The sequence below is a fragment of the Pseudomonas sp. genome, from assembly GCF_051660785.1.
GTDB lineage: Bacteria > Pseudomonadota > Gammaproteobacteria > Pseudomonadales > Pseudomonadaceae > Aquipseudomonas.
In genome coordinates, this window is record NZ_JBOFQE010000045.1 from 1 (window position 1) to 11116 (window position 11116).

Genomic DNA, 11116 nt, shown 5'->3' on the forward strand with positions numbered 1-11116 from the left:
GCCTGCTCGCGATGGCGGTGTGTCAGTCGATATCTTTTTGACTGATACACCGCCATCGCGAGCAGGCTCGCTCCCACAGGGGATTGCGGTTAACTGTTAGAGAGCGTCGCGGGAGGATTTGCCGTCCACCAGGCGCTGAATGCGCAGCGGGTTGGCGTTCTTCAACGGTTCCGGCAGCAAGCTGTCCGGATAGTTCTGGAAGCACACCGGGCGCAGGAAACGATCAATCGCCAACGTGCCCACCGACGTGCCGCGCGCATCGGAAGTCGCCGGGTACGGCCCGCCGTGGACCATCGAATCGCAGACTTCCACACCCGTCGGATAACCATTAAGCAGGATCCGCCCGACCTTCTGCTCCAGCAACGCCGTCAGTTCACCGAACTGTACGAAGTCCGCCGGTTCGCCAATGATCGTCGCCGTCAGCTGCCCGTGCAGGCCGTTCAACGCGGCACTGAGTTGCGCTTGATCCGCGACTTCGACAAACACCGTGGTCGGGCCGAACACTTCTTCCTGCAGCACTTCGTCGCCATTGATCAACAGACTGACGTCAGCCTTGAACAACTGCGGTTGCGCTTGATTGCCTTGCTGCGGGCTGCCAGCCAGATGCTCGATGCCCGGGTGAGCCAGGAGTTTTTGCAGGCCTTTGCCATAGCTGCCCAACGTTCCGGCATTGAGCATCGTCTGCGCCGGCTGATCGCCAATCAGCCCCGCCACCTGTTGCACGAACGCGGAGAACTGCGGCGAGCGAATACCGATCACCAGACCGGGATTGGTGCAGAACTGTCCGCAGCCCTGCACCACCGAAGCGGTCAGGTCACGAGCAACGGTGTCAGCGCGAATATCCAAGGCCTGGGGCAACACGATCACCGGGTTGATGCTCGACATCTCGGCGAACACCGGGATGGGTTGTGGACGCGCGGCAGCCATGTCACACAACGCACGACCACCCTTCAGCGAACCGGTAAAACCGACCGCCTGAATCGCCGGGTGCTTGACCAGCGCTTCGCCGACTCCGCCGCCGTAGATCATGTTGAACACGCCGGCCGGCATGCCGGTTTTTTCCACCGCACGAATCAACGCATCAGCCACGTGTTCCGCGGTAGCCATGTGGCCGCCGTGAGCCTTGAACACCACCGGGCAACCGGCGGCCAACGCCGACGCGGTGTCGCCGCCCGCCGTGGAGAACGCCAACGGAAAGTTGCTCGCACCAAACACCGCGACAGGTCCAAGACCGATGCGGTATTGGCGCAGGTCCGGACGCGGCAGCGGTTGGCGATCCGGCAATGCCTGATCAATCCGCGCGCCGTAGAAATCACCGCGACGCAGCACTTTGGCGAACAGTCGCATCTGGCCGCTGGTGCGCCCGCGTTCGCCTTGAATACGTCCGACAGGCAATGCCGTTTCGCGGCAGACCACAGCGACAAAGTCATCGCCCAAGGCGTCGAGTTCATCGGCAATCGCATCGAGAAACTGCGCCCGACGTTCCGCGCTCAGGCTGCGATAAGCCGGGTAAGCGGCAGCGGCTGCCTTGGCGGCGGCATCGACTTCTTCAGGCGTGGCCTGGAAAAAATCATGAGGCAAGGCTTCGCCGGTGCTGGCATCGATGCTTTGCAGTTTGACCGTACCGGCAGCGCTGCGCTGGCCGCCGATGTAGTTGTGACCAAGAATCAGGGTCATGGGTGTCTCCTTAAAGGGTGCCGACGGTGCCGGGCTCGAACGCCGCTTCAACCGGTGCAATCCCGTTGATCAACGGCGCGCCAAACTCGGCCTGACTGATCTCGAACACGTCACCGGGTCGGGTGCGAATGCCGTCGGCAAAGGACAGCGTCGCGGTGCCGAAGAAATGAATGTGCACGTCCCCCGGACGCAGGAACTGGCTGTACTTGAAATGGTGGTACTCGAGGTTTTCCAGGCTGTGACACATGTTGGCCTCGCCGCTGAGAAACTCGTTCTGCCACAGCACCTCACCGTCACGCAGGATACGGCTGGTGCCGGCCAGATGCTGCGGCAGTTCGCCGACGCGAAGTTCCGGACCGTAGCTGCAACTGCGCAGTTTCGAATGCGCCAGGTAGAGGTAATTCTTGCGCTCCATCACATGGTCAGAGAACTCGTTGCCCACCGCGAAACCGAGGCGATACGGTTTACCGTCGTGGCCGATGACGTAGAGGCCGCTGAGTTCAGGTTCTTCACCCGCGTCTTCGGCAAAGGGCGGCAGCGGGAACGGTTGGCCCGGACGCACGACGATGCTGCCGTCGCCCTTGTAGAACCACTCCGGTTGCACTCCGGCCTGCCCGGCCGCCGGTTTACCGCCCTCCACGCCCCATTTGAAAATGCGCATGGTGTCGGTCATCGCGGCTTCGTCGCCGACCTGCTGGTGCATTTTGTCCCGGGCCGACGCGCTGCCGAGATGGGTCAGGCCGGTGCCGCTGACCAGCATGTGCGCCGGGTCCGGGTGATCCAGTGGTGGGAGGATTCGCAGCTGCGCCAGCAATTCTGCGTAGTCATGGCTGATGCCCAGGCCCTGGGTTTTCACCTGTTGTTCAAGATTGACGCCAGCCTCGATCGCCGCCAGGGCCAGGTCCCGGACGGTGCGCGCATCCTGCACTTCGCGGATCAGGCCCTCCTCGACCACGCCTACCCGACGCTCGCCGTTACTCAATTCGAATTGAACCAAACGCATGAAATTCTCCTGTTTATTCAAATCACCGCTGTTCCCTGTGGGAGCGAGCCTGCTCGCGATGAGGCCGTCACATCCGACATCAGCGTTAAATGTCAGTCCGTCATCGCGAGCAGGCTCGCTCCCACAGTTGATTGGTGTACATCCTCAGGTACGGGTTGCGCCACGTGCACTGGCCGCAAACTGGTCCGCCGCCAGCACATGCTTGCGCTCCAGCAACCGATAAACCACGCCGGTCAACACCAGCCCGAACACCATCACTCCCGACAGGAAGTACAGCCCCGACGCCAGGTTGCCGGTGTATTCCTTCAGCGCACCGATCACGAACGGGCCGATGTAGCCACCCAGGTTGCCCACCGAGTTGATCAATGCGATCCCCGCCGCCGCACTCGCCCCGGCAAAGAAACGACCGGGCAAGGTCCAGAACACCGCGGTGCAGGAAAACAGCGCAAACGCCACCAGACACAACGCCGCGAGTTGCAGCACCGGCACCGTCAGCCAGGCGCTGAGGAACAGGCCGATGGCACCCAGCACGTACAGCACTGCCAAGTGGCCGTAACGATCATTCAAGCGGTCGGAACTGCGCGGGATGATGAGCAAGCCAATGATCCCGAAGATGTACGGCACCGATGACACGAAGCCGGTCACCAGATCAGTGCCGCCAAACTGTTTGATCAGCGTCGGCAGCCACAGGCCCAGGCCATAAATGCTCAAGGTCACCGGCAGGTAAAACAGCGCCAGCAGCAACACACGCTTGTCTTTCAGGGCATGCAGCGGATTGCCATGTCGGGTCTGGCCGTAGGCCTCAAGGTCCTTTTTCAGCTCGCCGGTCAGCCAGTCTTTCTCAGACTGGTCCATCCATTTCACCTGTTGCGGGCCATCCGGCAGGTAACGCAGCACTGGCCAGGTCAGCAGGATCGCCGGGGTGCCGATGACGATGAACAGCCACTGCCAGCCATGCAGACCGAGGATGCCGTCCATGCCCAGCAAGCCGCCGGACACCGGGCCGGTGATCATCATCGCGATGGGTTGGGACAGGATGAACAGCCCGAGGATCTTGCCGCGATGGCGAACCGGGAACCATTGGGTGATGTAGTAGAGAACGCCCGGAAAGAAACCGGCCTCGGCCGCGCCAAGCAGAAAGCGCATGACATAGAAGCTGTGCGCCCCCTGGACGAAGGCCATGCCGATGGTGATGGCGCCCCAGGTGACCATGATCCGCGCAAACCAGCGCCGGGCGCCGAAACGGTCGAGCATCAGGTTGCTGGGGATTTCCAGCAGAAAATATCCAATGAAGAACAACCCTGCGCCGAGGCCATAGGCCGCGTCACCCAGGCCAATGTCGGCGCCCATGTGCAGCTTGGCGAAACCTACGGCGGAGCGATCCACATAGGCGATCAGGTACAGCAGGATCAGGAAGGGAATCAGTTTCAGCGTGATGCGACGAATAAGCCGCAGTTCCTGGCTCATGAGATCGGTCTCCGATTGTTGTTTTTATAGAACCTCGGGGGACGCCTCTCGCTGAAAATCGCCAGGGCCATCCCTCCGTTGAAAGCGACTATATAGTAATACTAAATACCCAACAACACTTCCAAAGCGACGAATTTGCGCTTATGTTACGCGTTAGCTCGAACAATATAGTCATACAATAAGAGAATCGATCATGTCTGATAAGAAACCCAACCTGCGCTCCGCCCAATGGTTTGGCACCGCCGACAAGAACGGCTTCATGTACCGCAGCTGGATGAAGAATCAGGGCATCGCCGACCACCAGTTTCATGGCAAGCCGATCATCGGCATCTGCAACACCTGGTCGGAACTGACCCCGTGCAACGCGCATTTCCGCCAGATCGCGGAGCACGTCAAACGCGGAGTGATCGAGGCCGGTGGTTTTCCAGTGGAATTCCCGGTGTTCTCCAACGGCGAATCGAACCTGCGCCCCACCGCCATGCTCACACGCAACCTGGCGAGCATGGACGTTGAAGAAGCCATTCGTGGCAACCCGATTGATGGCGTGGTCCTGCTGACCGGTTGCGACAAAACCACCCCGGCACTGCTGATGGGAGCCGCCAGTTGCGACGTGCCGGCCATTGTTGTCACCGGTGGGCCGATGCTCAACGGCAAGCACAAAGGCCAGGACATTGGCTCCGGCACCGTGGTCTGGCAGCTCAGCGAACAGGTGAAAGCCGGCGCCATCACCCTTGACGATTTCCTCGCGGCCGAGGGTGGCATGTCCCGCTCGGCCGGTACCTGCAACACCATGGGCACCGCGTCGACCATGGCCTGCATGGCTGAAGCACTGGGCACGTCCCTGCCCCACAACGCGGCGATTCCAGCGGTGGATGCGCGGCGTTATGTGTTGGCGCACATGTCCGGCATGCGTGCGGTGGAGATGGTCCGCGAAGATCTGCGTCTGTCGAAGATCCTGACCAAGGAAGCTTTCGAAAACGCCATCCGTGTGAACGCCGCCATCGGCGGCTCGACCAACGCCGTGATCCACTTGAAAGCCATCGCCGGTCGCATCGGCGTCGAACTGGACCTGGATGACTGGACGCGCATGGGTCGCGGCATGCCGACCATCGTCGACCTGCAACCGTCCGGGCGTTTCCTGATGGAAGAGTTCTACTACGCCGGCGGCCTGCCAGCGGTATTGCGCCGCCTCGGTGAAGCCAATCTTATTCCCAACCCGAACGCCTTGACCGTCAACGGCAAGACCCTCGGCGAGAACACCAAGGACGCGCCGATCTACGGCCAGGACGAAGTGATCCGCACCCTCGACAATCCGATCCGCGCCGACGGCGGCATTTGCGTGCTGCGCGGCAACCTCGCGCCACTGGGTGCGGTGCTCAAGCCGTCCGCGGCCAGTGCCGAATTGATGCAGCATCGCGGTCGTGCGGTGGTGTTCGAGAACTTCGACATGTACAAGGCGCGGATCAACGATCCGGAACTGGACGTCGATGCCACCTCGATTCTGGTGATGAAAAACTGCGGGCCAAAGGGTTATCCGGGCATGGCCGAAGTCGGCAACATGGGTTTGCCGGCCAAGCTGCTGGCCCAGGGCGTGACGGACATGGTGCGCATTTCCGACGCGCGCATGAGCGGCACGGCTTACGGCACCGTGGTTTTGCACGTTGCCCCGGAAGCCGCAGCCGGCGGGCCTTTGGCGACGGTGAAGGAAGGCGACTGGATTGAACTGGACTGCGCTAACGGGCGTTTGCATCTGGATATTCCAGATGCGGAACTGGCGGCGCGCATGGCGGACCTGCAACCGCCGCAGCAATTGATCGTGGGCGGTTATCGTCAGCTGTACATCGACCATGTGCTGCAAGCGGATCAGGGTTGCGATTTCGACTTCCTGGTCGGTTGCCGCGGCTCCGAAGTCCCCCGCCACTCTCACTAACCCCACCCATCCCCTGTGGGAGCGAGCCTGCTCGCGATTGCGGCCTGCCATTCAACATCTATGTTGTCTGACACACCGTCATCGCGAGCAGGCTCGCTCCCACATTTGATTTGCACTAGCCTCCAGATTGCGCCGCGCCTGCTATCATGCGCGACACCCCATCGCACAGGATCGCGCCGCTCCCCATGGATTACCGCAAACCCTCCGACCGCAAAAGCATGCACTCGCGCATCGTCCAGGAATTGGGCATGCAGATCGTTTCCGGGCGCTTCAAACCGTGTGACAAACTGCCCGCCGAAGCCCTGCTGTGCGAGGAGTACGCGGTCAGCCGTCCGGTATTGCGCGAAGCCACCCGCGTGCTGGTTGCCAAAGGCCTGGTGTATTCCCGTCCGCGGGTTGGCACCGTGGTCAAGCAGCGCAAGGAATGGCACATGCTCGATCCGGACGTGCTGCACTGGCTAATGCAAAGCAGTCCGCAGAATGAATTTTTCGATTTGCTGACCAGTGTGCGCAGCATCATCGAACCCGCTGCCGCTGCCCTCGCCGCGCAATTTGCCACTGACGCCGACATCGCCTCCATCGGCGAAGCCTACCAGCGCATGGAAGCCGCGCCGACGCCGGAAGCCCTTTTGCAGCCGGACCTGGACTTTCACAGCCGCATCGCCGATGCGACCCACAACGACCTGCTCGCCAATCTGTGCAACATGCTGTCGGTGGCGATTGCCGAAGCGCTGAAGCATTCCAACCAGCGGCCGAATTTGCATGAGCTGGCGTTGCCGCGGCACAAGGCGATTCTAACGGCGATCGAGAATCGCGATGCGCTGGGTGCGCGGCACGCCACCCTCGTACAGCTCGACGATGCGCGAAGTGCGCTGAACGTCGTGCTCGGTAGCGACCCGACGAACCAACACTAAACCCTGTGGGAGCTAGCCTGCTAGCGATGGCGGACTGTCAATCAACGGTGATGTTGAATGTTAGACCGCTATCGTCGGAACGCCGCCCGGAGCCAGCTCGCTCCCACAGGGGTCTGGTGTCAAATTTGAGATGTAAAAAAGCCGCAACCTGGGTTGCGGCTTTTTTGTTTCAGCTGGGATCAGTGAGCGAACAGCGAGTTGCCCTTCTGCCCCGCCAGTTTCTCCGGCTTGATCAGGAACCGTGCCAGCGCCGGCAGTAGCCACAGTGCGCCAAACATGTTCCAGAGCAGCATGAAGGTCAGCATCAGGCCCATGTCGGCCTGGAACTTGATGGCCGAGAAGATCCAGGTGCATACGCCGATCGCCAGGCACAGGCCGGTGAACAGCACGGCTTTACCTGTGGACTTCAGCGTCTGGTAGTACGCCTCTTGCAACGGCAAACCGGCACGCAGGAAGCTTTCCAGACGGCTGTAGATGTAGATGCCGTAGTCCACGCCAATCCCCACACCCAGCGCCACCACCGGCAAAGTCGCGACTTTTACGCCGATGCCCATGAAGGCCATAAGGGCGTTGCCAAGTACCGAGGTCAGCACCAGCGGCAGCACGATGCACAACGTCGCCGCCCAGGAACGGAAGGTGATCATGCACATGGTCGCGACGCAGATGTACACGAGAATCAGGATGGTCAGCTCGGATTCCTTGATCACCTCGTTGGTCGCCGCTTCGATGCCGGCGTTACCCGCCGCGAGGATGAATTCCAGGCCGTCCTTGTTGTTTTCCTTGGCGAAGTCCTGCACCGCATGCACCGCGCGGTCCAGCGTTGCGGCCTTGTGATCGTTAAGGAACACCAGCACCGGCGCCAGGGAGCAACTGTTGTTGTACAGACCGTCGGCACGGGCGATGGAGTTGTTCAGGACGTCAGGGTTGCGCGACAGGGTTTCCCATTTCAGGTTGCCCTCGTTCATGCCCTTGATCATCTGCTTGGATACGGTCACCAGGGAAATCGCCGACTGCACGCCCTCGGTGTTCTGCATCTTCCACATCAGCTCGTCGATCGGCGCCATGGCTTCATAGCGCGAGCAGCCTTCAGACTTGGTCTTGACCATCACCACCAACACGTCGGAACTGGTGGAATAGTTGCTGATGATGAAGTTGTTGTCCTTGTTGTAACGCGAGTCCGGACGCAGTTCCGGGGCACCCTGGTCGAGGTCACCGATTTTCAGGTTCTGGCTGTACCAGAGGCCGCCACCGAAGGCCAGCAAGGCCAGGACGATGGATACCGGTGCGACTTTCGGGCTGGCAAAGCTCGACAACAGGCGCCAGAACGGGTGTTCGCGGTGCGCGTCCTTCTTGCTGCGTTCAACCGCGCGTTTGCTGATGCCGACGTAGGAGATCGCCACTGGCAGCAGAATCAGGTTGGTGAACACGATCACCGCCACACCAATGGAGGCGCCGATGGCCAGCTCACGAATCACACCGATGTCGATGATCAGCAGCGTGATGAAGCCCACCGCGTCTGCGAGAATCGCGATCATCCCCGGCAGGAACAGCTGACGGAACGTGCGCCGTGCAGCGGTCAAGGCGTTGTCGGCTTCGCTGGACTGCAAGGCGATCCCGTTGATCTTCTGCACGCCGTGGGAAATACCGATGGCGAAGATCAGGAACGGCACCAGCATCGAATACGGATCAAGCCCGAACCCGAAGAAGTGCATCAGGCCCAACTGCCAGACCACCGCCACCAGCGTGGTACTCAACACCGCCACGGTGCTGCGCATGCAGTTGGTGAACCAGTACAGCAGGATCAACGTGATGATGAAAGCGACGCCGAAGAACATCACCACCATGACCAGGCCATCGATCAGGTCGCCGACTTTCTTGGCGAAACCGACGATGTGGATCTGCACGTTAGGGTTCTGCGCTTCAAACTTGTCGCGGATCTTTTCTTCGAGCTCGTGGGAAAACTTGCGGTAGTCCAGCGCCAGCAACTTGCCCTGATCCTGCGGGTCCGGGTAGGACTCCAGCAGCGGGATATCGACGATGCTCGACTTGAAATCGTTGGCCACCAGACGCCCGACCTGGCCGGACTTGAGCACGTTGTTGCGCAGCAGGTCGAGGCTTTGCTGGGAGCCGTTATAGCTCTGCGGGATCACTTCGCCACCGGCGAAACCCTCCTCCGTCACCTCGGTCCATCGAACGCTCGGGCTCCACAACGACTTGAGGCCGGAACGGTCGACGCCGGAAATGTAGAACACCTCGTCGTTGATCTGACGCAGGGTCTCCATGTATTCCTTGGAGAAGATGTCGCCATCGGTGGCTTCCACCGAAATGCGCACCGTGTTGCCCAGGTTCGCCAGATCGTTACGGTGCTCCATCATCTTTTGAATGAATGGATGCTCCAGGGGGATCATTTTTTCGAAACTGGTGGACGGCCGGATCAGCGTCGCCTGCCAGAACAGGAAGATGCTGACCAGCAGGCAGATGACGATCACTGCCGGGCGGTTGTTGAAAATCAGGCGCTCAAGAAACGTCGCCTTGTCTTGGTGATGACTGCTCAAGGATGTCATAGACCCGCCTTCTTATTATTTGCCCGGCTCATTTGGACGACCCGTTTTTGCCATTCTCTGCGCCGGCGCCGGTTGGCGAGGTGACACGAACGCCGCCCTGTCCTGCCAGGATCAGATTGCCGTTGCCTGCCGCGGTCACCGCCGAAACGGAAATGCGATCCGGGCGGTTGAACACGCTGAAGGTTTCGCCGTTGTCGTTGCTGCGGATCACCGAGCCGCCGTTGCCGACGATGACGATGGAGCCGTCGTCGAGCAGCGTTGCGCCGGACAGGCCGAATTCCAGTGCACCGCGGGCAGCCTTGAGCTCGACCGGCTCCCAGGTGGTGCCGAAATCGGTGGAGCGGAACAGATTTCCGCGCAGCCCGTAGGCCAGCAGCGTGTTGGCCTGAGCGGTGCCGATCACGCCGAACAGTGAACCTTCGTATGGGCCTTCAAGTTTTTCCCAGGTCTGGCCCCAATCGGCGGAGCGGAACATGCTGCCCTGTTCCCCGACGATGAACAGCCCGGCATCCTTGACCGCCGCAATGCCGTTGAGGTGGTACTGGTCTTCGTTGTCGAGGCGATCGCTGGCATCTTCCCAGTGCTTGCCGCCATCGGTGGTTGCCAGCAACGCGCCGTAAGCACCCACGGCAAAGCCGCTGTTGACGTCCTGGAACCAGACGTCGAGCAGCGGCGATTCGCGTTTCAAATCTTCGAATTGCTTGGTCCAGGTAGCGCCACCGTCCTCGCTGGCGAGGATCTGTGCGTCATGGCCGACGGCCCAGCCGTGTTTGTCATCGGCGAAAAACACCGAGGTCAGCAGTTGCCGGGTTGGCACCTTGGCCTGGGTCCAGGTTGCGCCCTGGTCATCGGAATACAGAATGTGCCCGCGATCACCAACGGCCACCAGGCGCTTGCCGACGTGCACGACGTCGAGCATCAGGCTCTTGCTGGCTTTGGCTGATTCAACGGAATACACGATGTCGGATGCTGGTGCCGCAGCGGCCAACGCAGGTGCCGACAGCACGGCACAACCCAACAGCGAGAGCGCTGTAGCCAGCAACGCGAATTTGCGTAATGCCGGCGGGCGGCAAATACCCACACCCATGACAGGCTCACTCATAGACCTTCCCCCATTATTATTGTTAGGTCGTTCAACCTTTCAGGGCGCCGTAAGGGGTGCGCACCGGGATTGCCTGTTCTGGAGCATAGTCCTGAAATGCGCAATCTAGAGCCCCTTCGGAAGCTGGCTTATCCTATCGGGGTTTGGAAAGGTCTGACAATCGACGCCACGTTATGTTTTGTTAACTGGGGCGGAATGCGGTTTGGGTGAATGATTGGGTATCAGGTGGGGTGATTGGGGTTTCTGGGTTGGTTGATGGTTGGTGTTGGTGTTGGTGTTGGTGTTGGTGTTGGTGTTGGTGTTGGTGTACATATCCGTTACTGCGGTAACGGCTACTTATGGTTTCGCTCTTACAGCGAGTCCCTTTTTCAAACGCCAAAAAGGAACCAAAAGGCTTCGCCCCGGCGTACGGCGCCTCGCTGAGGCTCCGCGTTCCCTCGCTACGGTGTCCATCAGGGG

At 60.5% G+C, this 11116-nt stretch carries 7 protein-coding genes; 2 read left to right on the forward strand and 5 right to left on the reverse strand.

The window, feature by feature from the left end; translation table 11 throughout:
- Positions 1 to 96: 96 nt before the first annotated feature.
- The 3 genes from ACRC4F_RS11145 to ACRC4F_RS11155 all read right to left on the reverse strand — a co-directional run bounded on the left by ACRC4F_RS11145 (position 97) and on the right by ACRC4F_RS11155 (position 4147).
- On the reverse strand, positions 97 to 1677 hold the full coding sequence (locus ACRC4F_RS11145; protein WP_438659366.1) for an aldehyde dehydrogenase (NADP(+)): 1581 nt from the start codon (positions 1675 to 1677) through the stop codon (positions 97 to 99).
- A 10-nt stretch (positions 1678 to 1687) separates the two neighbouring features.
- Positions 1688 to 2680 carry an AraD1 family protein gene (gene araD1, locus ACRC4F_RS11150; RefSeq protein ID WP_438659367.1) on the reverse strand — a complete coding sequence of 331 codons (993 nt, stop codon included), beginning with the start codon at positions 2678 to 2680 and terminating at the stop codon, positions 1688 to 1690.
- Positions 2681 to 2824: 144 nt separating this feature from the next.
- On the reverse strand, positions 2825 to 4147 hold the full coding sequence (locus ACRC4F_RS11155; RefSeq protein ID WP_438659368.1) for an MFS transporter: 1323 nt from the start codon (positions 4145 to 4147) through the stop codon (positions 2825 to 2827).
- 193 nt (positions 4148 to 4340) lie between these two features.
- Here ACRC4F_RS11155 and ACRC4F_RS11160 point away from each other — a divergent pair, with 193 nt between their 5' ends.
- Positions 4341 to 6077, forward strand: a complete 1737-nt coding sequence (locus ACRC4F_RS11160) for an IlvD/Edd family dehydratase (protein WP_438659369.1) — start codon at positions 4341 to 4343, stop codon at positions 6075 to 6077.
- A 185-nt stretch (positions 6078 to 6262) separates the two neighbouring features.
- The gene (locus ACRC4F_RS11165) at positions 6263 to 6991 is read left to right on the forward strand and encodes a FadR/GntR family transcriptional regulator (RefSeq protein WP_438659370.1); all 729 of its coding nucleotides are present in this window, start codon (positions 6263 to 6265) and stop codon (positions 6989 to 6991) included.
- A 179-nt stretch (positions 6992 to 7170) separates the two neighbouring features.
- Here ACRC4F_RS11165 and ACRC4F_RS11170 read toward each other — a convergent pair whose 3' ends face one another.
- Entirely contained in the window at positions 7171 to 9555 is a 2385-nt protein-coding gene (locus ACRC4F_RS11170) for an efflux RND transporter permease subunit (RefSeq protein ID WP_438659371.1), read from the reverse strand.
- A gap of 28 nt (positions 9556 to 9583) precedes the next feature.
- Positions 9584 to 10657: a WD40/YVTN/BNR-like repeat-containing protein gene (locus ACRC4F_RS11175; RefSeq protein WP_438659372.1), complete on the reverse strand. Its 1074-nt coding sequence runs from the start codon at positions 10655 to 10657 to the stop codon at positions 9584 to 9586.
- Positions 10658 to 11116 lie beyond the last annotated feature (459 nt).

Excerpts from the sequence above, each read along its gene's own strand:
- ACRC4F_RS11145 (WP_438659366.1), bottom strand. The coding sequence starts at position 1,677 with ATGACCCTGATTCTTGGTCACAACTACATCGGCGGCCAGCGCAGCGCT.
- araD1 (WP_438659367.1), bottom strand. The coding sequence starts at position 2,680 with ATGCGTTTGGTTCAATTCGAATTGAGTAACGGCGAGCGTCGGGTAGGC.
- ACRC4F_RS11155 (WP_438659368.1), bottom strand. The coding sequence starts at position 4,147 with ATGAGCCAGGAACTGCGGCTTATTCGTCGCATCACGCTGAAACTGATT.
- ACRC4F_RS11160 (WP_438659369.1), top strand. The coding sequence starts at position 4,341 with ATGTCTGATAAGAAACCCAACCTGCGCTCCGCCCAATGGTTTGGCACC.
- ACRC4F_RS11165 (WP_438659370.1), top strand. The coding sequence starts at position 6,263 with ATGGATTACCGCAAACCCTCCGACCGCAAAAGCATGCACTCGCGCATC.
- ACRC4F_RS11170 (WP_438659371.1), bottom strand. The coding sequence starts at position 9,555 with ATGACATCCTTGAGCAGTCATCACCAAGACAAGGCGACGTTTCTTGAG.
- ACRC4F_RS11175 (WP_438659372.1), bottom strand. The coding sequence starts at position 10,657 with ATGAGTGAGCCTGTCATGGGTGTGGGTATTTGCCGCCCGCCGGCATTA.